This window comes from Burkholderia vietnamiensis LMG 10929, from assembly GCF_000959445.1.
Classification (GTDB): domain Bacteria; phylum Pseudomonadota; class Gammaproteobacteria; order Burkholderiales; family Burkholderiaceae; genus Burkholderia; species Burkholderia vietnamiensis.
In genome coordinates, this window is the sequence record NZ_CP009631.1 from 1362776 (window position 1) to 1388272 (window position 25497).

The following is a 25497-nucleotide window of genomic DNA, read 5'->3' on the forward strand; positions in this document are numbered from 1 at the left end:
CGATTCGGCAGGCGTTTTTCGTTTCTGGAGCCAGTCATGTTCGAAGCCTTTTCCGTTTCCCTGTTTCGTCGCTTTGCCGCCGATATGCGGCGCGCGCGCCGGCCGGTGCCGCGCTGGCATCCGGCCGGCTTCACGCTGATCGAGCTGATGATCGTGCTCGCGATCGTCGGCGTGATCGCCGCCTACGCGATACCCGCTTATCAGGATTACCTCGCGCGTTCGCGGGTGGGCGAGGGGCTCGCCCTTGCGTCGTCCGCGCGCCTTGCGGTGGCCGACAACGCCGCGAGCGGCGCGGCCCTCGACGGCGGCTACAGCGCGCCGGCCGCGACCCGCAACGTCGAATCCGTTCGGATCGACGGCGACACCGGCCAGATCACGGTTGCGTTCACGGCCCGCGTCGCCGCGGCGGGCGCGAATACGCTGGTGCTGGTGCCGTCGGCGCCGGACAAGGCCGACGCGCCGACCGCACGCGTGCCGCTCAAAAAGGGGACGATGCAGGCCGGCGCGATCGCGTGGGAGTGTTTTGCCGGCGGCAAGGACGCTTCGTCGCTGCCGGCGCCCGGCGCAGGCCCGATGCCGGCCGAGGCGGCGACCTTGCCTGCGAAATATGCACCGGCGGAATGCCGCGCGTAACGGCAGGCATGCGCGGGATGGTGCGGGCGGCACGCATCGCGGGGTGCCGGCCGGCCCGGGCCGGCCGCACATGGCGGCTGCCGGGGCGACGGCTCCCGCACAGAGTGGGGAAAGTTTTGTATAGTGCGCCGGTTGCTGACATCCGGTTCGCTCATGCCTTCTACTTTTTCCCGCTCGTTGTCGCTCGTTGCGCTGGCTGTCGCGCTGATCGTGCCGTACTCGATCACGAACCATACGTATCCGATTCCGACGTTCTATTCCGAGTTCGCCGCGCTGGTGCTGTATCTGCTGGTCGGGGTTTCCGTCGTGCTGCTCGCGCGCACCGGCCGCCCGGCCGAACCGTTCGCGGCGCCGGCCGCATTCGTCGCGCCGCTCGGGTTTGGCGCGGTGCTGCTCGCGCAGGTCGCGCTGTTGCCGCTGAAGGTGCCGTCGATGAACTGGCTGGCGCTCGGCTATCTGGCCGCGGCGCTGGTCGCGATGCAGGCCGGCTACATGCTCGCGCGCGGGGGGCTCGCCGAAGCCACCGCCCGGATGATGGCGGGCGCGTTGCTCGTGGGCGGAGTGTTCGCGGTTGCGACCCAGATCGTCCAGTTGTTCCATTTCGAGTCCGCGCTGTCGCCGTTCGTCGTGGTGTACAGCATCGCGGTCGACCGCCGGCCGTACGGCAACATGGCGCAGGCGAACCACCTCGCGACCTATATCGCGTTCGCGCTCGCCGGCGCGCTTTATCTGGTGCAGACCCGCCGCCTCGCGGTGTGGGCATGGCTCGCGCTGTCGATCGTGCTGTCGGCCGGGCTTGCGCTGACCGTGTCGCGCGGGCCGTGGCTGCAGGTTGCGGTGATGGTCGTCGCCGGTTTCTGGATGGCATGGGTCGAGTCGCGCCGTGCGCCGGGCAATCGCCGTGCGTGGCTGATCCCGGTCGTGCTGGCGCTGGCGTTCGTCGCGGTGAACGTCGCGGTGCGCTGGGCCAACGTGCATTTCCATCTGGGGCTCGCCGAATCGGCGGCCGAGCGCATGCGCGACGCGGGCCAGATTGCGCCGCGCCTTGCGCTGTGGAAGTACGGGCTCGCGATGTTCCGCGAGCATCCGCTGCTCGGCGTCGGCTGGGGCGAATTCCCGTCGCACCAGTTCGCGCTTGCGCGCGCGCTCGGCGGCGTCGAGATCGCGAACAACTCGCACGACATCTTCATCGACCTGCTCGCGAAGTCGGGCCTCGTCGGCCTCGGCGTGCTGGCCCTCGCGCTCGTCGCGTGGTTCGTGCGTGCGGTGCGCGCGCCGCAGTCGAGCACGCGCGTGTTCGGTTTCGCGCTGATCGGCGTGCTGCTGATGCACGCGCTCGTCGAGTATCCGCAGCAGTACATGTTCTTCCTGCTGCCGGCGATGTTCGTGATCGGGCTGCTCGACGTGAAGCCGCTGCGCTGGCTGCCCGGCCGCGCGGCGTTCGCGCTGTTTGCGGTGCTGTCGGTCGGCGGCGTGCTGGCGGCGGTGCCGGTGCTGCGCGACTACCAGCGCGCCGAAGTGCTGTATTACGGCACCGAGCCGGCCGTGCAGTATCGCGATGCGCCGTCGTTGCTGTTCGGCGCGTGGGGCGACTACGGGGCGGCGACGCTGTTGACGATTTCGCCGGACAACCTGCCGCTGAAGCTTGCCGCGCACGAGCGGGCGATCGCGCTGCTGCCCGGCGAGACGGTGCTGCGCCGTTATGCGGCGCTGCAGGCGCTGGCCGGTCGCGAAGCCGACGCGCTCGATACGGTCGAGCGGCTGCATGTGTTCGCGAAGGAATTGAAGGACTGGCCGCAGCAACTGGCGTTGCTGTACAAGCTGTGCGACGAGCAGCCGGGGCTGAAGACGTTCAAGGCAGCCGTCGTCGCGAAGTACGGTGAAGTGCCGGCCGACGCGGAAGACGACGACTCCGAAGACGATTCGGAATAACGCGCGCCGCGCCGGGCGGGAAGTCCCGGCGCGCGCCGGATCGCGGTGAAGCGGCGGTGCGGTGGCGGCTCGTGACGGCGCGCACATTGCTTCCCGTCGCGAACGGGTAGCGACGGAATCGCGCGATTCGCGTCAACCATTGTCAAATCGTCGCCACGGGAAAGACGGCACGTGCACAATGCGCGGAAGCGCTCGCGTGCGCGCGGCGATGTCGGCCGCACGAGCGAGCGCAGGTCCGCAGATCCGGGAGCCTGCCTGGAACGATCGCGGCCGATGCCACGCGCGGCCTGCGGCCGTAGCGGGCGCCGGTCCGATGGCCGCGGCGCGGGGCGATGCTGGCGGTGCGGCGGACGATGTCCGCCGGCGCGACGCTCGCCTGGAACAGTACTGAAGAACGATATTCGACCATGGCCCTTCGCTCGACCCTTCTGATCCTGCCGGCCGTCGCCGTGCTGTTTTCCGGCTGCGCGATGCTGTCGTCGTCGCAGGAAAGCAAGCTGACCTGCCACATTCCGCGCGCCGTCTATCCGGACAATGCGAAGCCGCTTACGCGCCGAGTCACCGTGCTCGTACGCGCGCTGATGACGACGTCCGGCGAAGCGCAGAACGTGACCGTGACGACGAGCAGCCGCAACGCGGCGGCGGACCGCGCGGCCGTCGACGCGATGACGCATGCGAGCTGCGCGCAGACCGGCGCGACCGCGAATCCGTTCCTGCTCACGCAACCATTCGTGTTCGAGCCGCGGCGCGGGGAGTAGTGGGGGCTGGTGCGGGTGATCGTGGTGTGGCGCACCGGCCGGTTGTGGTCGTTGACTGCCTGCCGGCGCGCCGCGGCCACGTCGCGCTTCGCCGCTTCGTCGAGTGGCCTACGCTCGGTGTCGCGGCAGCAGGTTCGCTCTATCGGCGCGCGAGCGCGCCGTTCGCGCGATCAGAAGGTGCGCTTTTTCAGCGTATATCCGTGCAACCAGTACAGCGTGTTGGTCTGCGCGTCGAAGTAACCGCCTTGTGCAACCTTGTCGGCGGTTTGATCCCACGACTTACCGCCGTCGGTGCTGGTGAACGTGAGGTCGATCGGCGCACCGCCGCGACTGCCCGAGTTCGGGTCGGTGGCATAGACGAGCAGGAGGCCGTCACGGCCGACGCTCAGGCTGTCGAGCCTGAGCGTCTCGTCGAACGTGCGCAGTTGGCGCACCGACTCCGGATGGTCGTTCGTCCACATGGAAATGGCGCCCACCCGGCGGCCGTTGTCGCGACTCTCGCCGTTCTGCGGCTTGTCCAGACGTGACAGCGCGTACAGCGAATAGTGTGTCGCCGGTCCCGGCGTGGTATCGAGCGCAGTGATGACCTGGCCCGGCAGTTCGGTTTCGGTCACGAAGGCGTGCTGCTCCCAGTCGAGCCGGCCGATCACGCTGTGCGCCGGCGTCTCTGCAGTGGGAGCGATGGAGTAGGCGACACGCAGCACACCGTCAGGGCCGAGGCTCACCGCATTGAAATTCTTGCGCGTCTTGCCGGCGACGCGCGCCTCGACCGGCACGTCGATCGCCTGCCACGTGTTGCCGCCGTCCGCGGTGCGCCATACTCGCGGGCCCCAGCCGATCGCGTAGCCGCGCTGCGGATCGATGAACAGCAGGCGGCCGATGTTCTGGTTTTCGGGCCATTGCAGTTGCGACCACGTTTGGCCGCCGTTGAGCGATTTCCACAGCTTCGTCGTCTGAGGCGCATCGCCGCCATGTGCCTCCGGTGCCTTGTAGTTCATCCATGAGGTGCTGATGAACTGAACCGACCAGTCTGGCGAATACCACCATGCGGCATTCTGGCCGACTTGCTGGAACTGGCGTTTCATCCCGCCGTCGATGGTCCCGCGAAGGAAGCTGATCGTCATGCGGTTCAGCAGCTCGCCTGTGTCGTTCATCCAGGCTTCGGTCGGCTCGGGCCGCTGCGGTTCGTTCGATTCAGCGGTGGGCTTGAATGTCACCTGGGGATTGGCGAGCTTGACGCTCATCACGTCGTTGCCCTTGATGCGGAAGCTGCCGCCGCCATACGGTGTGTCGTTCCGCATGAAGTTGGTCGAGATCGTTTCCCAGCTCGTTGCCATATTTACGTACCCGTATGTTGCAATGGCCAGGGCAACGAGGCTCCCGGCGATCCATTTCCATCGTTTGAGTTTTAGCATGTCACTTGTTTAGCAAACGTTCCAGCGCCCGGCTGACTTCGTCGGACGTGTCCGAACTCCATTCGCGTGCTTTCCTGGCCACGTCTGAGCCCCACTCTCGCGCCTGGTCGGCCGCTTCCGAACTCCAATCGTGCGCCTTTTGTTTGGCGACCGGGATACCCGCGTCCCACGCTTGCTTGAGCGTCCGGCCATCGCCCCATTCCTGAAGATTCGGCCGCATGCCGATCTTGGTTAGATCCGCGACCGGTAGACCGGCCAGCCCACCGTCCAGATAAGCCAACGGGTGGGTGACAAAGGCGAAAGTCTTGAACGTGTCCCCGTTGTTTTCGAGTTCGAGTTCGTATCGTTCCACTTGCATTGAAAGCTCACCGTTGCCCGGCTTCGCACTCTTGAATGCGATCTGGTCTCCCTGCATGTTTTGCTGCAGCCCGATTTCGATGTAGCGCTGAAGCCACCACCGGGCGTTTTCCAGCCATTTCTTTCCTTGAGCCGTTAGAGTGGGATAAAGATTCTTGCCGTAGTCCGAACAATAGTAATAGCCGTAACTCACGTAGTAATCGGGCGGTTTGTGCCCGCAACCGATATGGCGCATCATGAAATTGCCGTGGCGCGACCAGTCGGAATCTGTACTTTTCAGTTCGATCAGCTTTTCCCGTCGATGTAGCAGGCGGCGCGCGACTTCCTTGTCTTTCCATGGATCCCACGAGGTCGCGAATTTCTTCACGGTTTCCCATGCACTCGATTTGCTGACCTTTTCGACCGTCTCCCAGTACTCGCCGTGCAGCGGCTGGTAGTAGAAGGGACACGTGCCGACAATGGAATCTGCGGCCGGTGGTGCGTACTTGTCGCAGATATTGATCGCCACCTTTGGACGATCCTTGTAGCCCGTCGGCGTCAGCATCCCGGAGCCGGTGCCGAGTACGTTCTTGTCCGGTTGCCCGTCAGCCATTCGATTTCCCCAAAAACTTGACGACGACGTCGTGCGGCACGTGGCTCTGCGTGAGCCCCGTCTCACCGGCCGCGTTGGTGACGCCTTCTGAGATCAACTTCCCGTTCGAAAACATCTGATACCGAGTGTTCGCAACCGGGATGTCGGTGCCGGCCCAGTGCGCGATGAAGGCCTGATCGTAGTTGCCCGTCGAGTTGGGCAGTGTCGGCATCGTTTGCGCCAGATGCGTGGGCCCGCTGAATGCGTGTTGCGCACCCTTGACGTCGATCTTGCCGGGCGCATGGACTTCAATGTTGCCGTCCGCGATCCGGATGTAAGCGCCGCCGGACGTCAAGAGGATCTCCTTCGCCGCAGCGCCTTCGAGTGCCCCGGTGGCCGCGATCAGCTTCAGCGTTTTCTGGGCGGTCAGCTCGATGTTGTCAGCCTGTGCTTGCACTTCAACCCTGCCCTTGCCGGCGAACAGCTTGATCCCGGCGTTCTGGGCGAACAGGCTGATGCGGTCGATCACGCTGGCGACCAGCGATTTCCCCGCGGCGACATGCGTGCTTTGCCCGCTGACGACGTTGATGTGCCGGTCCGCAGCAACATGCACAGATTGTTGTGTCGACATCCCGATGCCTGCCGGACTGCCGAACAGCATCACAGGTTCCTTGAACGCATTGGCGATGCCCGTGCCGCCGCCGGCGGTTCTGCCGCCCGACGTGCTGCCGGTCACGCTGCGTTGAGTTGCATCGGTGAACTGCTTCAGTGCCGAATGCCCGGACTCGAGCGGCTCCGCTCGATGCTGCGTGCTGACATCCGACATGGCTTCCATCAGGCCTTCCGCCCGAACGAGCTGTTGCTGCGTTTCCTGAACGTCGAGCGGTTGGCTTGCCGGCTGCTTCTCGTGCGTCGTGACGTACAGGCCGCGGTTCGCGCGCACTGCGCCATATGCGTCCGACCGCAGGTCGAAGCCGCTGCCGAGATAGCTGCCGCGATTATTGCCTGCGTGCTCGATCAAATAGCCGAGATGCAGATGCGCATTGGTCTGGCTGCTATACAGGTGTACGCGATTCTGCGACGTCGCATCGTCGAGGACCAACTGGTTGTACCCGACGCCCGCATATTCCTTGGAGCGATATCCGGACAGGATGCCGTTGCTGTGCCATTGCGGACTTGTTGCGCCGTTATAGACCTTGCCTACGATGATCGGTCGATCGCAGTCGCCGCCGACGAAGTCGACCAGCACCTCCTCGCCGCTGCGGTGTGGATGAACGGCGCCGTAGCCATTTCCGGAATCCGACGTCGTGGCACGTAGCCAGCACGACGCCTTCTCGTCACCGTCGTTCAGGCGATCCCAATGAAAGCGGACTTTGACACGGTTTAGTGCATCCGTGTGAACCTCTTCGCCCTGCGGTGCGACGACGATCGCCGATTGCAAATGCATCGTCGGCTTCGCATGCTCGAACGGGCTGCGAAACGGTACGGTCGTGCGCTGTGCTTCCACGCGAATCTGAAAGAAGCCCTCGCTACCATCGGAATGACGGACGCGCGACAGGGCGGAATCTGTCGCGTGCACGATGCTGTCGATCTCCGCCTTCAGGCTATGAGGAAAAACCGCCTGCTCGTCCGCCACGGGGAGGTTGTTGACAATGACCCACGCCGTCTCGATTACGGCGAATTCGCGCTGGCCGGGATCGTCCTTGTCGTGTTCGGGGTGATCGGCGAATTGGAACGTGCGCCCCGCGTCCATGCGCCGCACGCCGCCGACGCCGTGAAAACGCTTCGCGCGCGACTCCTGATCCTCCATCCAGAGCTTCGACAGATGGTCGCCGCGGGATTGCTCGGCATACGTATGCGCGCCCGTGTATTCATAGACCTCCAGCTGCTGCGGGAGGTCGCCCTGGTTCGCGATCGTCGGCGTGTGAGTGGCCTTCGGATTCGCGGCGGTGGGCGGCTGCTTGTAGTCGAACGTGCGCGTGGCGCGCTCGACGCTCCGCAGCGTACGAGTGCCAGAGAAATGGACGAGTGTGTCGGCTTCGTCGCTTGTACCCGCGCGATGAAAATGCACTACTCGTGGCGACAGCGCGGGCAGCGCGTCGAGGCGGTCGACGATGACGAACCGGTGCGACTTGCCGTCTCGGTCCTGTTCCCAGAAACCGTACAGGCCTTCGGATTCCATCAGCCGGTGCACGAAATTCCAATCGTCCTCGTCCTGCATGCAGAACGAGCGAATTGGTACCGGCTGGTAGAGCCTGAAGGCGAAGCGTCCCTTTGCCTGCGGATGCTGGTTCAGTACGTCGGCAATGATGTCTTCCGCGGACTGATCCTGCCAGATGCGCTGGTCGCGGCGGAACTTAAGGAAATGCAGGAACGATGCAAAAGCAATCTGGTAGTACGTGACACCGCTGTCCGACCCGAGCCGGCGAGCGGAATGCACGTAGCCGTGGTGAGGCGCGTACGATTGATCGCTCTGCTGTATCCACAGCGTCACCGGCTGCGCGATCAGCTTCTTGAGCTCGATGTTGTCGGATACGGAAACCGCATCGACGATAAACTCGAATTGGCGCCCGAGTCGCGACCACCCCTTGACGCGGTGCGGCAACAGTATGTCGGGGCCAAGCGGCGTATCTAGTTTGACAAGGCGCTCATGCTGGACCGGCCTGCCCAGCATCGCGCTTCTCAACATGTTCGAATTCATTACCAGGACTCACTCTTTTTGTTCTGCTGGTCACACGCTCTCTCGTGTGGAATCCACCAATTGTATGAGATAAAGGCGCTGGAATCTCCCCTCGCGGACCGACAGCCTTTCTCGCCCTCAACCCCCCGCATCCTCCGCCGTCCAATCGCCCGACTTCCCGCCGCGCTTCTCCCTGACGCTCACATCGGTGATCACCATCCCGCGATCCACGGCCTTGCACATGTCATACACGGTCAGCAGCCCGACCTGCACGGCCGTCAGCGCTTCCATCTCGACGCCGGTGCGCCCGAACGTCTCGACCTGCGCGACGCAATGCACGCCGGGCAGCGCGTCGTCGAGTTCGAAGTCGACCGCCACGCGCGTCAGCGCGAGCGGATGACACAGCGGAATCAGATCGGCCGTGCGTTTCGCGCCCTGAATCGCGGCGATCCGCGCGACGCCGAGCACGTCGCCTTTCTTTGCCTTGCCGTCGCGGATCAGCGCGAACGTCGCGGGCAACATCCGGATCGTGCCGCGTGCAACCGCGACGCGCTGCGTTTCCTGCTTGCCGCCGACGTCGACCATATGCGCATGGCCGGCGGCGTCGAAGTGGGTAAGTCCTGACATGTCTGGCTCCAGTGGAACGCACGCGCGTGCGAGCGCGTACATCGATCCTGCTTCACGGCCGGCCGGGGCGTTCGATCCGCTATCCGCTTCCCGCTCTCCGCGCCGATCCAACGTTTCAACGGGCGCCTATCATAGCAGCGGCCTCTGCGGCCTCTGCGGCCTCTGCGGCCTCTGCGGCCTCAGCGCCCTCGACGGCGCCGCGCGCACCGGCGGCCGATGCGCCGCAACGAACCGTCGCGATCGCCCCGGTACAATGACCCGATTATTCGGACCACACGCCGCGATGCGCGCCGGGCGCGCGGAAGGCGCCGCTTTCACTCTGCCATGCGTGTCAAACAGTTGCTTGCCGTGTTGCTGTCGGCGGCGCTCGTGCTGCCGCCGAACGGCTATGCGCAGCGCGCGTCGGCGCCGCCGCTCGAGTCGGCGGCCGGCGCGTCGCCGTCGATCTCCACCGTCCCGTCCGGCATCGCGACCGGCGTGTTCGGCACCTACGGCGGCGCGGAAAGCCGGTTCTCCAGCGCCGACGGCGCCTCCGCGCCCGTCGCGAACCTGCGCGCGCCGTTGCGCGCACTGGAACTGCCCGATCTCGGCGACGGCTCCGGCGGCTCGCTCACGCCGCAGGCCGAGCGCCGTCTCGGCGAGCGCGTGATGCGCGAGGTGCGGCGCGACCCCGACTATCTCGACGACTGGCTCGTGCGCGACTACCTGAATGCGATGGCGGCGCGGCTCGCGGCCGCGGCGGCCGCGCGCTTCATCGGCGGCTACATGCCCGACTTCGACCTGTTCGCGGTGCGCGACCCACAGATCAACGCGTTCTCGATGCCGGGCGGCTTCATCGGCGTCAACAGCGGCCTGGTCGTTGCGACGCAGACGGAATCCGAGCTCGCGTCGGTGGTCGGCCACGAGATGGGCCACGTGCTGCAGCGGCACATCGCCCGCATGATCGGCGCGAACGAAAAGACCGGCTACACGGCGCTCGCGACGATGCTGCTCGGCGTGCTGGCCGGCGTGCTCGCGCGCAGCGGCGATCTCGGCAGCGCGATCGCGATGGGCGGCCAGGCATACGCGGTCGACAACCAGCTGCGTTTCTCGCGCTCGGCCGAGCGCGAGGCCGATCGCGTCGGCTTCCAGCTGCTGGCGGGCGCCGGCTATGACCCGTACGGGATGCCGGGCTTCTTCGAGCGGCTCGATCGCGCGTCGATGGGCGACGCGGGCGTGCCGGCCTACGCGCGCACGCATCCGCTGACGGGCGAACGGATCGCCGACATGGAAGATCGCGCCCGCCGCGCGCCGTACCGGCAACCGCGTCAGTCGGCCGAATACGGCTTCGTGCGCGCGCGGCTGCGGGTCCTGCAGAACCGCGCGCCGACCGACATCGCCGCCGAGGCGCACCGGATGCAGCTCGAGATCGACGATCGCACCGCGCCGAACGTCGCGGCGAACCACTACGGCATCGCGCTCGCGAACACGCTGCTCGGCCAGTACGACGCCGCGGACCGCGCGCTCGCGGCGGCGCGCGGCGCATTCGAAGCCGGCGAACGGCGCGCCGACGATCCGACGACGAGTTCGCCGAGCCTCGACGTGCTGGCCGCGGATCTCGCGCGCCGCGCGGGTCGTACCGACGACGCCGTGCGGCTGGCGGCGCTCGCGCAACGCCGCTGGCCCGCGTCGCATGCGGCGATCGTCGCGCACCTGCAGGCGCTGATCGCGGCGCGCCGCTTCGCCGAAGCGCAGACGCTGGCCCGCACGCAGGCGGACGCGGACCCCGAGCAGCCGGACTGGTGGGACTACCTCGCGAAGGCGAGCGACGGCAAGGGCGACGTGCTCACGCGGCGCCGCGCGCTCGCGGAGAAGCTGGCGCTCGACGGCGCGTGGCCGTCGGCGATTCGGCAGTTGAAGGAGGCGCGCGACGCGAAGGACGTGTCGTTCTACGATCAGTCGATCATCGGCGCGCGGCTGCTGGAATTCGAGGCGCGCTACAAGGAAGAGCGCGAAGACGAGAAGAACGGCCGCGGCTGACGACCTTCACACCTATGTGGCGACCGTGCGTCAGCCTTCGCCGCCGCCCGGATCCGCTGCAGCGGCGGTGTCGCGTGCGCGCTGCGCGGGGCTCGCGACGAAGCCGAAGGTCGCGGGCACGTCGGCGCGAGCGATGCTGCCGAGCGGCAGCGTGCGGCCGTCGCGCCAGCGCAGCACGGGCGGCGTCGCGTCGAAATCGGCGTGATCGGCAAAGAGGCCGAGATCGTGATCGTGCAGCACCGCGACGCGCGGCGGCGCGTTCGCAGCGCCCGCCGCACCCGCCGCACGAAACAGCACGCCGCCCGCATCGTCGAGCCACGCGGCCTCGGGCTCGAACGGCGCGCCGGTGTGATCGACGAGCTCGAGCTGCCCGTCGCGTTCGACGAGGCGCACGACCCACGGCGTATAGGCGAGCTCGACATAGACGCGCTGCGGGCCGTTCTGGAAGAACCACTGCCCATGCGCGTCGCATGCGTAGTTGCGGGCGATGAATGCGTTCAGCGCGTCATGCCGCACGGGCGAGCCGAGCTCGCCGGCGGCCTGCGCGGCGTCGTCGCGCAGCCGCCATGCGCCGCGCCGGTCGAGCAGCAGCCAGCCGGTGCAGTGCGGAACGTTCGGCCATTTGGCGATGGCCTGTCGGACGATGTCATCCATGGTCGACGAATTTCGAGCAATAGCCGAACACACGCGCCGACAGCCAGTCGAGTCGGCCGGGGAACGGCCCGGTCATGAATCCCGCGTGACCGCCGTGCGCCGGCTGATCGAGCTCGACGGCCGGCGACACGTCGGCGGCGCTCGGCAGCGCGGATTCGGGCAGGAACGGATCGTTGCGTGCATTGAGGATCAACGTCGGCACGTCGATCGCGCGCAGCAGCGGGCGCGTGGTGGCTTGGGTCCAGTAGTCGTCGGCGTTCGCGAAGCCGTGCAGCGGCGCGGTGACGACTTCGTCGAAGTCGCGCATCGTGACGGCGCGCAGCATCGCGTCGCGGTCGAACAGCCCCGGATATTGATCGAGCTTCGCGAGTGCCTTGCGCTTGAGCGTCTTGAGGAAGCTGCGCGTATAGACCATCGCGAAGCCCTGCGACAGCGCGCGGCCGCCCGCATGCACGTCGATCGGCGTCGAGATCGCCGCGGCCGCGTGCACGATCGACGTGTCGCTGCGATGCTCGCCGAGCCAGCGCAGCAGCACGTTGCCGCCGAGCGACACGCCGGCCGCGACGATCGGCCCGCGATGCTGCGCGGCGAGCCGGCGCAGGATCCAGTCGACTTCGGCGCTGTCGGCGAGATGATAAAAGCGCGGCTGGCGATTCAGCTCGCCGCTGCAGCTGCGAAAGTGCGGGACGACCGCGTGCCAGCCGTTCGCCTGCGCGGCGGCCATCATCGCGAGCGCATAGTGCGAGCCGGAGCTGCCCTCGAGGCCGTGGAACAGCACGAACAGCGGCGCATCGGGCGCCGGCGCCGCGCTGTCGAGGTGCGCGACCCAGTCGAGATCGATGAAGTCGTGGTCGGGGGTTTCCCAGCGCTCGCGTCGGTACGCGACGGCCGGACGCCGCGCGAACAGCGCGGGCACGATGGTCTGGACATGGCTGTTCGGCAGCCAGCGCGGTGCGCGATAGCGCAGTAGGTCGTCGGCGGGGGCCGAGGCCCCGGTCAGCGGCGAGGTAGGCGGGGAGGCCGTACTCATGATCGCCCTGCTAGTGCGTTGCTACGTTGCTTCGTCAGTGCAGCGGACCCTGCCCGTGACGGATCTTCGCGGCGAATTGTCCGGCCGCCTGTTCGGGAATCGGGCTCGCGTGGATATGCGCGATGCGCCACTCGCCACGCTCGTGAATCATCACGTACGTCGCGAACACCATGTCGGGTTCGGCCGTCAGGTCGGCCTGCTGATGGGCCTCGGCGATCGTATAGACGACGGTGCCGAGACTGTCGTACACGCGGATGTCGAGCGGCTCGATCGTCACCGGGCGGGTGGCGAGCCGGTTCGCGAGGCCGCTGCGGATCTGGTCGAGGCCGTGCAGATGCTCGCCGTCGGCCCACACGCAGCTGGCGAAGTCCTCGTCGATCCACAACCCCAGCAGCGCGTCGAGATTGGCGTCGGCGACGGCCTGGTAGTAAGCGTTCAGCGTATCGGCGGCGGCTTCGAAAAGGCGGGCAAAACGTGGCATCGGGGTTATCTCTCGCGCGCGTCGCGCGCCGTATTCAGCACGGCGGCCCGGATGAGGCCGCCGTACACCGGTGAATCGGATTGCCCGGCGCGTCGTGCGACGCCGCCGGCCAGGGTCAGCGCTGCCCGACGAGCATGCCGCGCAAGTCGCCGAATACCTGCTCCGGGCCGAGCTCGCGCAGGCAGTTCAGATGGCCGAGCGGGCATTCGCGTTCGAAGCAGGGACTGCATTCGAGATGCAGCCATTGTACCTTCGCCAGCTCCGACAGCGGAGGGGTGTGGCGCGGATCCGTCGACCCGTACAGCGCGACGAGCGGCCGGCGCAGCGCCGCGGCCACGTGCATCAGCCCGGAATCGTTGGTGACGACGGCGTTCGCGCGCGCGATCAGCGCACATGCCTCGGACAGCGACGTCTGCCCGCACAGGTTGCGCACGTTCGGCGCGTGGTCGGCGATCGCCTGCGCGGCCGCGGCGTCCTTCTGCGAGCCGAGCGCGACGATCTGCGTATACGGGAACGACTGGTGGACGATCGTCGCCAGCGTCGCGAAATGCTCGGGCGGCCAACGCTTGGCCGGGCCGTATTCGGCGCCCGGGCAGAACACGACGAGCGGCTTGCGCGTATCGAGATTGAAACGCGCCGACACGCGCGCCGTCTCGTTCAGATCGGCGTCGAGGCGCGGCGCGGGCAGCGTCTTCATCGACTCGGGCAGCTTCGCGCCCGGCGCATAGGCGAGCGCCGCGTAGTGGGTCGTCATCGGCGGCCGCTCGGCCGACTTGTCGGGGTTCGCGTGCCGCACGTTCAGCAAGCCGTAGCGGTGCTCGCCCGTGTAGCCGATCCGCAGCGGGATGTTCGCGAGCCACGGGATCACGGCCGACTTCAACGAATTCGGCAGCACGTACGCCGCGTCGTAGCCGACGTCGCGCAGGTCGCTCGCGAGCTGCCAGCGGCGCAGCAGCTGCAGCTTGCCGTGGGCGAGGTCGGTCGCGTAGACATCGTGGATCTCCGGCATCCGCTCGAGCACCGGCGCGACCCAGCTGGGTGCGACGGCATCGATCGCGATGCGGGGATGGAGCTTCTTCAGCAGCGCAAAAAGCGGCTGCGCCATCAATGCGTCACCGATCCAGTTCGGTGCGATAACCAGCGCTCGACGCATCAGGTCGACTTCCGATGTCGTAATGAAGCACGGCGCGCATGCACCGCGTTCGGGTTGTCAGAAAGGGAAAAGGGCGGCGCGCCGGAAACTCCGGCGGCGCCGCCTCGCGTGCGACGGGCCCGCAGGCCCGCGGCCGGGCTCAGTGGCCCTTGACCACCTCGCCGTCGCGCAGCTTGTAGCGCGTGCCGCAGTACGGGCAGCGTGCCTCGCCGTGCGAGACGTCGATGAACACGCGCGGGTGCGCGCTCCAGCGCGCCATGGCCGGGTTCGGGCAATACGCGGGGAGGTCCTTGGCCGTCAGTTCGACCAGCGGCATTTCCTTGATTTCGCTCATGAGACTTTCTCTAATCACTCTTTTTGTGGGCGGTCGGCGGCGCGGCGCGCTCAGACCTTGGACAGCCAGTGCGCGTACTTCGCGTTCTTGCCCGACACGATATCGAAAAACGCCGACTGGAGCTTTTCCGTGACCGGGCCGCGTGCGCCGCTGCCGATGGTGCGGTTGTCGAGCTCGCGGATCGGCGTGACTTCGGCGGCCGTGCCCGTGAAGAACGCTTCGTCGGCCGTGTAGACCTCGTCGCGCGTGATGCGCTTCTCGATCACCTCGATGCCGGCGTCCTTCGCGAGCGTGATGATCGTGTCGCGCGTGATGCCGTCGAGGCACGACGACAGGTCGGGCGTGTAGAGCTTGCCGTGGTTGACCAGGAAGAAGTTTTCGCCGGAGCCTTCCGACACGTAGCCGTCGACGTCGAGCAGCAGCGCTTCGTCGTAGCCGTCGGCCGTGGCTTCCTGGTTCGCGAGAATCGAGTTCACGTACCAGCCCGAGGCCTTTGCCCGCACCATCGACACGTTGACGTGGTGGCGCGTGAACGACGACGTCTTCACGCGGATCCCCTTCGCGAGGCCATCCTCGCCGAGGTAGGCGCCCCACGGCCAGGCCGCGATCGCGACGTGGATCGTGTTGCCCTTCGCGGACACGCCGAGCTTTTCCGAGCCGACCCAGATGATCGGGCGCAGGTAGCACGATTCGAGCTTGTTTTCGCGCACGACTTCGAGCTGCGCGGCTTCGAGCGTTTCCCGGTCGAACGGCACGTCCATCTGGAAGATCTTCGCCGAATTCAGCAGCCGCTTCGTGTGCTCGCGCAGGCGGAAGATCGCGGTGCTGCCGTCGGCCGTCTTGTATGCGCGCACGCCCTCGAAGACGCCCATGCCGTAGTGCAGCGTATGGGTCAGGACGTGGATCTTGGCGTCGCGCCAGTCGATCAGCTTGCCGTCCATCCAGATCTTGCCGTCGCGGTCGGCCATTGACATAGGATTCTCCTGGAAGCAGTGGGGTGCTGCGGTGGTTGTGCAGCGTTGAACCGGAAAGACGCTTATTTTAGCGTCATTTGGCGCCGATCCGGTCGGTCGCCATGGGGCCGGGGCTATAATCGTCCGGTACCGATTCCAACGACGACGGGCCGTGCCGGCAGGAGACGCCGGAGCCCGGACGAACCGCCCGCTGCGGCCCGCCTCCCCATGCTCGCTCGCTTGTCCGCCACCGACCGCTTCGCGCTGATCCAGGGCGCGCGCGACTATTCCCCGACCTTGATGGCGATCCTCTCCTGGGGGCTCGTCACCGGCATCGCGATGAGCAAGTCGGTGATGACGCTCGGGCAGGCGAGCGCGATGTCGATCCTGGTGTACGCGGGTTCGTCGCAGCTCGCGGTGCTGCCGCTGCTCGTCGCGAAGCTGCCGCTCTGGACGATCCTGCTCACCGCCACGATGGTCAACATGCGCTTCGTGATCTTCAGCGCCGGCCTCGCACCCCATTTCTCCTACCTGCCGCTGTGGCGGCGCGTCGCGATCGGCTATTTCAACGGCGACGTGATCTACCTGCTGTTCCAGAAGCAGGGCTTCGCCTACGGCCACGTGCCGGGCAAGGAGGCGTACTTCTGGGGGATGGCGCTCGCCAGCTGGGCGTCGTGGCAGGCGTCGTCGCTCGCCGGCATCCTGCTCGCGAGCTTCTTTCCGGCGAGCTGGGGGCTCGAGCTGGCCGGCACGCTCGCGCTGATTCCGATCATGGTGTCGGCGGTCGCGAACCGCTCGACGCTCGTGGCGGTCGCGGTGGCCGGCATCGTGTCGCTCGTGCTGTTCGACCTGCCGTACCGGCTCGCGCTGCCGATCGCGGTGCTCGCGGCGCTGGCCGCCGGCTGCACCGCCGATTTCTTCGTCGAGCGCGCCGACTGGCGGCGCATCCGTACCGAAATCGTGCACGAGAAGGAGAGCGAGTGAGTGCGACCGAAATCTGGCTCGTGATCGTCGGGATGACCATCGTCACGGCCGTCACGCGCGCGTTGTTCCTGATCGGCGGCGAGCGCACCGTGCTGCCCGAGCGCGCGCAGCGCGCGCTGCGCTATGCGCCGGCCGCCGCCTTGGTTGCCGTGGTGCTGCCCGACGTGCTGGAGACGCCGGCCGGCCTGTCGTTCGCGCTGACCAATCATCCGTTTTACGCGGCGCTCGCCGGCCTCGGCTGGTTCCTGTGGCGCCGCAGCATGCTCGGCACGATCGTCAGCGGCATGCTCGTGTTCACCGTGCTGCGGATCCTGTTCTGATGAATCGCGGCGGCGGCCGGCCGGCGCCCGGTGCGCCGGCGCCAGCGGATTGCTGCATTGCAGCAGCATGCCGCCGGCCGCCCGCGCTCCCAAATAGGCGGAATTCGGCCGCGCACGGTCAGTCTGCCGGGTGGATCGGCTAGAATGCCCGTTCGAGATTTTTACCCGTGCGCGTCATGCGAACCGCCAGCCACGGCCGCATCCGGCGCCCTTTCGCGGCAGCCCGCGCACGTCCAGCGTGAAGCCCCTTTCCCCATCCACTACTTCAATCTGTCCACCATGAGCCAAGTCAAGCGTCTTACCGACCTGATCGCCGCCGGCCAGCTCGCCGGCAAGCGGGTGTTCATCCGCGCCGACCTGAACGTCCCGCAGGACGATCACGGCAACATCACCGAAGACACGCGCGTGCGCGCGTCCGTGCCGGCGATCCGCGCCGCGCTCGACGCCGGCGCGGCCGTGATGGTCACGTCGCACCTCGGCCGCCCGACCGAAGGCGAATTCAAGCCGGAAGACTCGCTCGCGCCGGTCGCGAAGCGTCTGGCCGAATTGCTCGGCCGCGACGTGCCGCTGGTGTCGAACTGGGTCGAGAACGGCGTGAACGTCGCGCCGGGCCAGGTCGTGCTGCTCGAGAACTGCCGCGTGAACAAGGGCGAGAAGAAGAATTCGGACGAGCTCGCGCAAAAAATGGCGAAGCTCTGCGATATCTACGTGAACGACGCGTTCGGCACCGCGCACCGCGCCGAGGCCACCACCCACGGGATCGCGAAGTACGCGCCGGTCGCCTGCGCGGGCCCGCTGCTTGCTGCCGAACTCGATGCGCTCGGCAAGGCGCTCGGCAACCCTGCGCGTCCGCTCGTCGCGATCGTCGCGGGCTCGAAGGTGTCGACCAAGCTGACCATCCTGAAGTCGCTGGCCGGCAAGGTCGACCAGCTGATCGTCGGCGGCGGCATCGCGAACACGTTCATGCTCGCGGCCGGCCTGTCGATCGGCAAGTCGCTCGCGGAAGCCGATCTGGTCGCCGAAGCGAAGGCGATCATCGACGAGGCGCGCGAGCGCGGCGCGTCGGTGCCGATCCCGACCGACGTCGTGACGGCCAAGGAATTCTCGCCGACGGCCGCGGCCACGGTGAAGCAGGTCGCCGACATCGAAGCGGACGACATGATCCTCGACATCGGTCCCGATACGGCCCGCGCGCTCGCGAGCCAGCTCGAGAAGGCCGGCACGATCGTGTGGAACGGCCCGGTCGGCGTGTTCGAGTTCGACCAGTTCGGCAACGGCACGAAGACGCTTGCCGACGCGATCGCCAAGTCGTCCGCGTTCTCGATCGCGGGCGGCGGCGACACGCTGGCGGCCATCGCGAAGTACGGCATCCACGACCAGGTCAGCTACATCTCGACGGGCGGCGGCGCATTCCTCGAGTTCCTCGAAGGGAAGAAGCTGCCGGCGGTGGAAGTGCTGGAAACGCGGGCGGCCTGAGCGTGGCGGTGCGCGCAGGGGTGACGAAGGCCGCGCGCTCCGCGACAGCGGAGCAGCGGGCCGGCGCGGGCAAGCGCAAACGCGCGCCCGCGCGGGCGGACACCACCCCGCGCGCAGCGGCGGCCGCCGGCGACGCGGTCGTGCAGCACCATGAGATTCAGAACAAAGCGATGCCGGGCGCAAGCACCGGCACGCTCCCCGGGACGGCCGCCGCTGGGCTCGCCGATTCCGGCTCTCGCAGCGTTTCACCCAGCGCATCAACCCTGATCCAGATGAGGAGTTTCATGCAGCGCGCCACCAAGATAGTCGCCACGATCGGTCCGGCCTCCAGTTCGCCGGAGATTCTGCTGCAGATGATGCAGGCGGGCCTCGACGTCGTGCGGCTCAATTTTTCGCACGGCACGGCCGACGATCATCGCCAGCGCGCCGAGATGGTGCGCGAGGCCGCCCGCAAGGTCGGCCGCGAGATCGCGATCATGGCCGACCTGCAGGGTCCGAAGATCCGCGTCGGCAAGTTCGAGAACGGCAAGACCACGCTGGCGCCGGGCCAGGCGTTCATCCTCGACGCGGGTTGCGAGCTCGGCAACGACGAGCGCGTCGGCCTCGACTACAAGGAACTGCCGCGCGACCTGAAGCCGGGCGACCTGCTGCTGCTGAACGACGGCCTGATCGTGCTGACCGTCGAGCGCGTGCTCGGCGAGGAGATCCACACGATCGTCAAGGTGGGCGGCGAGCTGTCGAACAACAAGGGCATCAATCGTCAGGGCGGCGGCCTGTCGGCGCCCGCGCTGACCGCGAAGGACATGGAGGACATCCGCACCGCGATGTCGCTCGGCGCGGATCTCGTCGCGGTGTCGTTCCCGAAGAATGCCACCGACATGGAAATGGCGCGCCAGCTCGCGAACATCGCGGGCGCGCCGTACGGCATCAAGCCGAAGATGATCGCGAAGATCGAGCGCGCCGAGGCGATTCCGGCGCTGCAGAGCATCCTCGATGCGTCCGACGGGATCATGGTCGCGCGCGGCGACCTCGCGGTCGAAGTGGGCAACGCGGCCGTGCCGGCGCTGCAGAAGCGGATGATCCGGATGGCGCGCGAGTCGAACAAGCTCGTGATCACCGCGACGCAGATGATGGAATCGATGATCCACGCGCCGGTGCCGACGCGCGCCGAAGTGTCGGACGTCGCGAACGCGGTGCTCGACGGCACCGACGCGGTGATGCTGTCGGCCGAAACGGCCGCCGGTAAGTATCCGGTCGTCACGATCGAGACGATGGCGGCGGTGTGCGTCGAAGCGGAAAAATCGGAGCACGTCGAACTCGACAAGGATTTCCTCGACCGCACGTTCACGCGTATCGACCAGTCGATCGCGATGGGCGCGCTGTTCACCGCGTATCACCTGGGTGCGAAGGCGATCGTCGCGCTGACCGAATCGGGCGCGACCGCGCTGTGGATGTCGCGTCACTACACGCACGTGCCGATCTTCGCGCTGACGCCGCGCGTCGGCAGCGAGCGCACGATGGCGCTGTACCGCAACGTGACGCCGCTGCACGTCGACTTCAACAGCGACCGCGACGCCGCGCTGCAGGCGGCGCTCGAGATGATCGTCAAGCAGGGCTACGTGCAGCACGGCGACATGGTCGTGCTGACCGTCGGCGAGCCGATGGGGCAGGCGGGCGGCACCAATACGCTGAAGATCGTGCGGGTCGGCGAGCACTATTGAGCGCCGGGCTGGCCGGGTTGCGTCGGGCCGTCGGCCCGGTCGATCCGGCACCGTTTGGACCGAAAAGCCGCGTGGGGTCGGATGCCCCGCGCGGCTTTTTTTCTGTTTTTTGGCGGATTGTGCCGTGCCACGGTAACAAATTGCGAGCGGGCGCGCCGGCGCGGTCGGAATCGGCGGCGCTTCGCGATAAAATGCCGCTATTCGACGCTCAGCCGTGCCGTGCCGCCCCGTTTCAGGCGGGAGCGAGCGCCGCGCCGGCGTCAGGGCGCACCGGTTTTCATTCCAAGGAGTTCCACAATGCCTCTCGTATCAATGCGTCAATTGCTGGACCACGCGGCAGAGCACGGTTACGGCCTGCCGGCCTTCAACGTGAACAACCTGGAGCAGGTCCAGGCGATCATGGCGGCGGCGGACCAGGTCGGCGCGCCCGTGATCATGCAGGCATCGGCCGGCGCGCGTAAGTATGCTGGCGAGCCGTTCCTGCGCCACCTGATCGAAGCGGCGGTCGAGTCGTATCCGCACATCCCGGTCGTGATGCACCAGGACCACGGCCAGTCGCCGGCCGTGTGCATGGCCGCGATCCGCAGCGGTTTCACCAGCGTGATGATGGACGGTTCGCTCGAAGCCGACGGCAAGACGGTCGCCTCGTACGAGTACAACGTCGACGTGTCGCGCAAGGTCGTCGAGATGGCGCACTCGATCGGCGTGACGGTCGAGGCGGAACTCGGCGTGCTCGGCTCGCTCGAGACGATGAAGGGCGACAAGGAAGACGGCCACGGCGCGGAAGGCACGATGACCCGCGAGCAGCTGCTGACCGATCCGGAACAGGCTGCCGACTTCGTGAAGCTCACGCAGTGCGACGCGCTCGCGATCGCGATCGGCACGTCGCACGGCGCGTACAAGTTCTCGAAGAAGCCGACCGGCGACATCCTGTCGATCCAGCGCATCAAGGAAATCCACGCACGCATTCCGAACACGCACCTCGTGATGCACGGTTCGTCGTCGGTGCCGCAGGAGCTGCTGGCCGAGATCCGCGAATTCGGTGGCGACATGAAGGAAACCTACGGCGTGCCGGTCGAGGAAATCCAGGAAGGCATCAAGCACGGCGTGCGCAAGGTCAACATCGACACCGACCTGCGTCTCGCGATCACCGGCGCGATCCGCCGCTACCTGTTCGAGAACCCGGGCAAGTTCGATCCGCGCGACTACCTGAAGCCCGCGCGCGAAGCCGCGAAGAAGGTCTGCGTCGATCGCTACCTCGCGTTCGGCTGCGAAGGCCAGGCCGCGAAGATCAAGCCGGTGTCGCTCGACAAGATCGCCGAACAGTACAAGTCCGGCGCGCTCGCGCAGGTCGTGCGCTGAGACTGTAGTACGATTGCCCCGCCCGGCGTGGTCGCCGGGCGCGGCGGCTGCCCGCGGCGGACCTGATCCGGCCCCGGCAGCCGTTCCGTCCGGCCGAACGAGGGCCGGCCGGCAACCGCCCGGCGCGTTCGCGCCGGCGGTTCGCCGACGCATTGCAAGACCGCCGTTCCCGCCTGCCGCGGGGAACGGCGTTTCCCTTTTTGTTTGGCTCCTTATCTGCGAAAAGACGATGTCTACCCTTTACGAATCCACGCTCCGCTCGCTGCCGCTCCTCGGTCGCGGCAAGGTCCGCGACAACTACGCGGTCGGCAACGACAAGCTCCTGATCGTCACGACCGACCGTCTGTCGGCATTCGACGTGATCATGGGCGAGCCGATTCCGAACAAGGGCCGCGTGCTGAACCAGATGGCGAACTTCTGGTTCGACAAGCTCGCGCACATCGTGCCGAACCACCTGACCGGCGACGCGCCGGAAGCGGTCGTCGCGGCCGATGAAGTCGAGCAGGTCAAGGGCCGCGCGGCGGTCGTCAAGCGTCTCGAGCCGATCATGATCGAAGCGGTCGTGCGCGGTTATCTGGCCGGCAGCGGCTGGAAGGAATACCAGGCCTCGGGCGCGGTGTGCGGCGTGGCGCTGCCGGCCGGCCTGCAGAACGCGCAGAAGCTGCCGGAGCCGATCTTCACGCCGGCCGCGAAGGCCGAGCTCGGCGAGCACGACGAGAACATCACGTTCGAGGAAACCGAGCGCCGCATCGGCACCGAGCTGGCCGCGACGATCCGCGACATCTCGATCCGCCTGTACAAGGAAGCGGCCGACTACGCGGCGACGCGCGGCATCATCATCGCCGACACGAAGTTCGAGTTCGGCCTCGACAACCACGGCAAGCTGTACCTGATGGACGAAGTGCTGACCGCCGATTCGTCGCGCTTCTGGCCGGCCGACCAGTACCAGGTCGGCACCAACCCGCCGTCGTTCGACAAGCAGTTCGTGCGCGACTGGCTCGAGGCGCAGCCGTGGGGCAAGACGGCGCCGGCGCCGGCGCTGCCGGCCGACGTCGTCGCGAAGACGGCCGCGAAGTACCAGGAAGCGCTCGAGCGCATCACCGGCCAGCCGCTCGCGTAAGCAAGGACACATCGACATGACTGAAGTCCAGACTGCCCACACGCACAGCGCGCCGCTCGTCGGCGTGCTGATGGGTTCGAGTTCCGACTGGGACGTGATGAAGAACGCGGTCGCGATCCTGCAGGAATTCGGCGTGCCGTACGAAGCGAAGGTCGTGTCCGCGCACCGGATGCCCGACGAGATGTTCGACTATGCGGAGAAGGCGCGCGAGCGCGGGCTGCGTGCGATCATCGCGGGCGCCGGCGGCGCCGCGCATCTGCCCGGCATGCTGGCCGCGAAAACCACGGTGCCGGTGCTCGGCGTGCCGGTCGCCAGCAAGTACCTGAAGGGCGTCGATTCGCTGCACTCGATCGTGCAGATGCCGAAGGGCGTGCCGGTCGCGACGTTCGCGATCGGCGAGGCCGGCGCCGCGAACGCCGCGCTGTTCGCGGTGTCGATCCTGTCCGGCACGTCGGTCGACTACGCGAACCGGCTCGCCGCGTTCCGCGTGCGCCAGAACGAAGCCGCGCACGCGATGGTGCTGCCGCCGCTCGCTTGACGGCGCGCCGGCGGCCGCGCGTCGCCTGACTTTCCCCACTGCGGCGGGCCGCGCCCGCCGCGATCGATCACTGACATGACCGCAACTCCTGATTCCGTTTCCCCGATCCTGCCCGGCGCGTGGCTGGGCATGGTCGGCGGCGGCCAGCTCGGCCGCATGTTCTGCTTTGCCGCCCAGTCGATGGGCTATCGCGTCGCCGTGCTCGATCCCGATCCGACGAGCCCGGCCGGGTCGGTAGCCGACCGCCATCTGCGCGCGGCCTACGACGACGAAGCCGCGCTCGCCGAGCTGGCCGCGCTGTGCGAAGCCGTGTCGACGGAATTCGAGAACGTGCCGGCCGCGAGCCTCGATTTCCTCGCGCGCACGACGTTCGTCGCGCCGGCCGGCCGCTGCGTGGCTGTCGCGCAGGACCGCATCGCGGAGAAGCGTTTCATCGAGGCATCCGGCGTGCCGGTCGCGCCGCACGTCGTGATCGAGTCGCCGGCCGCGCTCGCCGCCCTCGACGATGCCGCGCTCGATGCGGTGCTGCCCGGCATCCTGAAGACCGCGCGGCTCGGCTACGACGGCAAGGGGCAGGTGCGCGTGAGCACCGCACGCGAAGCGCGCGACGCGCACGCGGCGCTCGGCGGCGTGCCGTGCGTGCTCGAAAAGCGCCTGCCGCTGAAATACGAAGTGTCGGCGCTGATCGCGCGCGGCGTGGACGGCCGCTCGGCCGCGTTCCCGCTCGCGCAGAACGTACATCACGACGGCATCCTCGCACTGACGGTGGTGCCGGCGCCGGCCGCCGATGCCGCGCGTGTCGAAGAGGCGCAGCAGGCCGCGATCCGGATCGCCGACAAGCTCGATTACGTCGGCGTGCTGTGCGTCGAATTCTTCGTGCTGGAAGACGGCTCGTTCGTCGCGAACGAAATGGCGCCGCGCCCGCACAACTCCGGCCACTACACGGTCGATGCGTGCGCAACCAGCCAGTTCGAGCAGCAGGTGCGCGCGATGACGCGCATGCCGCTCGGCAACCCGCGCCAGCATTCGCCGGCCGCGATGCTGAACATCCTCGGCGACGTGTGGTTCCCGAACGGCGCCGATGCCGAGCCGGTCACGCCGCCGTGGGACACGGTCGCGGCGATGCCGGCCGCGCATCTGCATCTGTACGGCAAGGAAGAGGCGCGCGTCGGCCGCAAGATGGGTCACGTGAACTTCACGGCCGAGACGCGCGACGACGCGGTCGCGGCCGCCAACGCGTGTGCGCAGCTGCTGCGCGTGCCGCTCGACTGAGGCGCCGGCCGATGTCCATCGCGCTCCCGAACACGGTGACGCCCGCGCAGATCGACGCGGCCGCGGCGCTGCTCGACGCCGGGCAGCTCGTCGCGTTCCCGACCGAAACCGTGTACGGGCTCGGCGGCGATGCGGCGAATCCGGAAGCCGTCGCGCGCATCTACGCGGCGAAAGGGCGTCCGGCGAACCATCCGGTGATCGTGCATCTGCCGCCCGGCGGCGATCCCGGCTACTGGGCCGCCGACGTTCCGGCCGATGCGCGGGCACTGATCGACGCGTTCTGGCCGGGCCCGCTGACGCTGATCCTGAAGCGCCATCCGCGCATCCCGGATGCCGTGAGCGGCGGCCAGGATTCGGTCGGTCTGCGCTGTCCGTCGCATCCGGTCGCGCAGGCGCTCTTGGCCGCGTTCAGCGCGCGCCGCGGCGGCCACGGCGGCGTGGCCGCACCGTCCGCGAACCGTTTCGGCCACGTGAGCCCGACCACGGCGCAGCACGTGCGCGACGAATTCGGCGACACCGTGCACGTGCTCGACGGCGGTGCGTCCGAAGTCGGGATCGAATCGACGATCGTCGATCTGTCGCGCGGCTTTCCCGCGCTGTTGCGGCCCGGTCACGTGACGCCGCAGCAGATCGCCGACGTGCTCGGCCGCGCGCCGCGTCTGCCCGATGGCAGCGACGCGACCGCGCCGCGCGCGTCCGGCACGCTGAAGGCGCATTACGCGCCGCGCACGCCGCTCGCGCTGCTGCCGTTCGACGCGCTCGAGCCGTTGCTCGCGGCCGCGCAGGCGGACGGCGAACGCGTCGCGCTCGTCGCACGCGCGTCGCGTGCGGGGCGCTGGGCGCAGGCGGACGGCGTGCACTTCATCGCCGCGCCCGAAGATCCGCACGCATATGCGCGCGATCTGTACGGGATGCTGCGCGCGCTCGATCGCGCGCAGGTCGCACGCATTCTCGTCGAGAAGCTGCCCGAGACCGTCGAGTGGATCGCGGTCAACGACCGGCTCGGCCGCGCGGCCGCGGCGTTCGATGCGGGGGACGCGGCCGACTGACCCGGCTCGCTTCGGCCGCTTCGACGCGCACTGCAATGAAAAACGCCTGACCGGCGAC

General features: G+C 67.6%; 24 protein-coding genes. 13 read left to right on the top strand and 11 right to left on the bottom strand.

All coding sequences use genetic code 11. The features are described from left to right. Positions 1-36: 36 nt before the first annotated feature. From AK36_RS16220 to AK36_RS16230, 3 genes are all read left to right on the top strand, one after another. Positions 37-633, top strand: coding sequence for a pilin (locus AK36_RS16220; protein WP_011885922.1), 597 nt, complete (start codon positions 37-39; stop codon positions 631-633). A 153-nt stretch (positions 634-786) separates the two neighbouring features. Then, positions 787-2565 carry a PglL family O-oligosaccharyltransferase gene (locus AK36_RS16225; RefSeq protein WP_043291527.1) on the top strand — a complete coding sequence of 593 codons (1779 nt, stop codon included), beginning with the start codon at positions 787-789 and terminating at the stop codon, positions 2563-2565. A gap of 407 nt (positions 2566-2972) precedes the next feature. Next, entirely contained in the window at positions 2973-3323 is a 351-nt protein-coding gene (locus tag AK36_RS16230; protein WP_041493884.1) for a TonB family protein, read from the top strand. 170 nt (positions 3324-3493) lie between these two features. On the opposite strand, the gene AK36_RS16235 is transcribed toward AK36_RS16230, so the two are convergent. The 4 genes from AK36_RS16235 to moaC form a co-directional block, all read right to left on the bottom strand. Then, positions 3494-4660 (bottom strand): WD40/YVTN/BNR-like repeat-containing protein, encoded by a 1167-nt coding sequence (locus tag AK36_RS16235; RefSeq protein WP_045578816.1) that lies wholly within the window; start codon positions 4658-4660, stop codon positions 3494-3496. A gap of 79 nt (positions 4661-4739) precedes the next feature. Continuing rightward, entirely contained in the window at positions 4740-5687 is a 948-nt protein-coding gene (locus AK36_RS16240; RefSeq protein ID WP_034192670.1) for a hypothetical protein, read from the bottom strand. Continuing rightward, positions 5680-8367, bottom strand: coding sequence for a type VI secretion system Vgr family protein (locus tag AK36_RS16245; protein ID WP_045578817.1), 2688 nt, complete (start codon positions 8365-8367; stop codon positions 5680-5682). Before AK36_RS16245 ends, AK36_RS16240 begins: the two co-directional genes overlap by 8 nt. Before the next feature lie 117 nt (positions 8368-8484). Further along, positions 8485-8973 (bottom strand): cyclic pyranopterin monophosphate synthase MoaC, encoded by a 489-nt coding sequence (moaC, locus tag AK36_RS16250; RefSeq protein ID WP_034192668.1) that lies wholly within the window; start codon positions 8971-8973, stop codon positions 8485-8487. 324 nt (positions 8974-9297) lie between these two features. Between moaC and AK36_RS16255 the strand changes: the two genes are divergently transcribed. Continuing rightward, positions 9298-10992 (top strand): M48 family metalloprotease, encoded by a 1695-nt coding sequence (locus AK36_RS16255; RefSeq protein ID WP_045578818.1) that lies wholly within the window; start codon positions 9298-9300, stop codon positions 10990-10992. A 30-nt stretch (positions 10993-11022) separates the two neighbouring features. Here the strand turns inward: AK36_RS16255 and AK36_RS16260 are convergent, their stop codons facing one another. The 6 genes from AK36_RS16260 to AK36_RS16285 form a co-directional block, all read right to left on the bottom strand. Continuing rightward, on the bottom strand, positions 11023-11646 hold the full coding sequence (locus AK36_RS16260) for a DUF2946 family protein (RefSeq protein WP_045578819.1): 624 nt from the start codon (positions 11644-11646) through the stop codon (positions 11023-11025). After that, positions 11639-12676 carry a hydrolase gene (locus tag AK36_RS16265; RefSeq protein ID WP_011885915.1) on the bottom strand — a complete coding sequence of 346 codons (1038 nt, stop codon included), beginning with the start codon at positions 12674-12676 and terminating at the stop codon, positions 11639-11641. The genes AK36_RS16260 and AK36_RS16265 overlap by 8 nt, the downstream gene beginning before the upstream one ends. A gap of 34 nt (positions 12677-12710) precedes the next feature. Then, positions 12711-13157, bottom strand: a complete 447-nt coding sequence (locus tag AK36_RS16270; protein WP_006749968.1) for a nuclear transport factor 2 family protein — start codon at positions 13155-13157, stop codon at positions 12711-12713. Between the two features lie 115 nt (positions 13158-13272). Beyond that, the gene (gene waaF, locus AK36_RS16275) at positions 13273-14310 is read right to left on the bottom strand and encodes a lipopolysaccharide heptosyltransferase II (protein WP_045578820.1); all 1038 of its coding nucleotides are present in this window, start codon (positions 14308-14310) and stop codon (positions 13273-13275) included. 139 nt (positions 14311-14449) lie between these two features. Continuing rightward, positions 14450-14644, bottom strand: a complete 195-nt coding sequence (locus AK36_RS16280) for a zinc-finger domain-containing protein (protein ID WP_006749970.1) — start codon at positions 14642-14644, stop codon at positions 14450-14452. 50 nt (positions 14645-14694) lie between these two features. Further along, complete coding sequence (locus AK36_RS16285; protein WP_034192665.1) at positions 14695-15618, bottom strand: branched-chain amino acid transaminase; 924 nt, start codon at positions 15616-15618, stop codon at positions 14695-14697. Positions 15619-15825: 207 nt separating this feature from the next. Between AK36_RS16285 and AK36_RS16290 the strand changes: the two genes are divergently transcribed. The 3 genes from AK36_RS16290 to AK36_RS16300 all read left to right on the top strand — a co-directional run bounded on the left by AK36_RS16290 (position 15826) and on the right by AK36_RS16300 (position 18377). Beyond that, positions 15826-16581: an AzlC family ABC transporter permease gene (locus AK36_RS16290; RefSeq protein ID WP_011885912.1), complete on the top strand. Its 756-nt coding sequence runs from the start codon at positions 15826-15828 to the stop codon at positions 16579-16581. Next, positions 16578-16901: an AzlD domain-containing protein gene (locus AK36_RS16295; RefSeq protein WP_011885911.1), complete on the top strand. Its 324-nt coding sequence runs from the start codon at positions 16578-16580 to the stop codon at positions 16899-16901. The genes AK36_RS16290 and AK36_RS16295 overlap by 4 nt, the downstream gene beginning before the upstream one ends. A 279-nt stretch (positions 16902-17180) precedes the next feature. Next, positions 17181-18377, top strand: coding sequence for a phosphoglycerate kinase (locus AK36_RS16300; RefSeq protein WP_011885910.1), 1197 nt, complete (start codon positions 17181-17183; stop codon positions 18375-18377). 157 nt (positions 18378-18534) lie between these two features. Here the strand turns inward: AK36_RS16300 and AK36_RS34565 are convergent, their stop codons facing one another. Continuing rightward, the gene (locus AK36_RS34565) at positions 18535-18663 is read right to left on the bottom strand and encodes a hypothetical protein (protein WP_257785811.1); all 129 of its coding nucleotides are present in this window, start codon (positions 18661-18663) and stop codon (positions 18535-18537) included. Between AK36_RS34565 and pyk the strand changes: the two genes are divergently transcribed. The 6 genes from pyk to AK36_RS16330 all read left to right on the top strand — a co-directional run bounded on the left by pyk (position 18662) and on the right by AK36_RS16330 (position 25439). Continuing rightward, positions 18662-20098, top strand: a complete 1437-nt coding sequence (gene pyk, locus AK36_RS16305; protein WP_011885909.1) for a pyruvate kinase — start codon at positions 18662-18664, stop codon at positions 20096-20098. The genes AK36_RS34565 and pyk overlap by 2 nt on opposite strands. 297 nt (positions 20099-20395) lie before the next feature. Beyond that, on the top strand, positions 20396-21460 hold the full coding sequence (gene fba, locus AK36_RS16310) for a class II fructose-bisphosphate aldolase (RefSeq protein WP_014723568.1): 1065 nt from the start codon (positions 20396-20398) through the stop codon (positions 21458-21460). A 229-nt stretch (positions 21461-21689) separates the two neighbouring features. Next, entirely contained in the window at positions 21690-22580 is an 891-nt protein-coding gene (locus AK36_RS16315) for a phosphoribosylaminoimidazolesuccinocarboxamide synthase (RefSeq protein WP_014723567.1), read from the top strand. A gap of 16 nt (positions 22581-22596) precedes the next feature. Further along, positions 22597-23118 (top strand): 5-(carboxyamino)imidazole ribonucleotide mutase, encoded by a 522-nt coding sequence (purE, locus tag AK36_RS16320; protein WP_011885906.1) that lies wholly within the window; start codon positions 22597-22599, stop codon positions 23116-23118. 75 nt (positions 23119-23193) lie between these two features. After that, a complete protein-coding gene (locus AK36_RS16325) occupies positions 23194-24390 on the top strand; it encodes a 5-(carboxyamino)imidazole ribonucleotide synthase (RefSeq protein ID WP_045578821.1) in 1197 nt (398 codons plus the stop codon). An 11-nt stretch (positions 24391-24401) separates the two neighbouring features. Continuing rightward, a complete protein-coding gene (locus tag AK36_RS16330) occupies positions 24402-25439 on the top strand; it encodes an L-threonylcarbamoyladenylate synthase (RefSeq protein WP_011885904.1) in 1038 nt (345 codons plus the stop codon). Positions 25440-25497 lie beyond the last annotated feature (58 nt).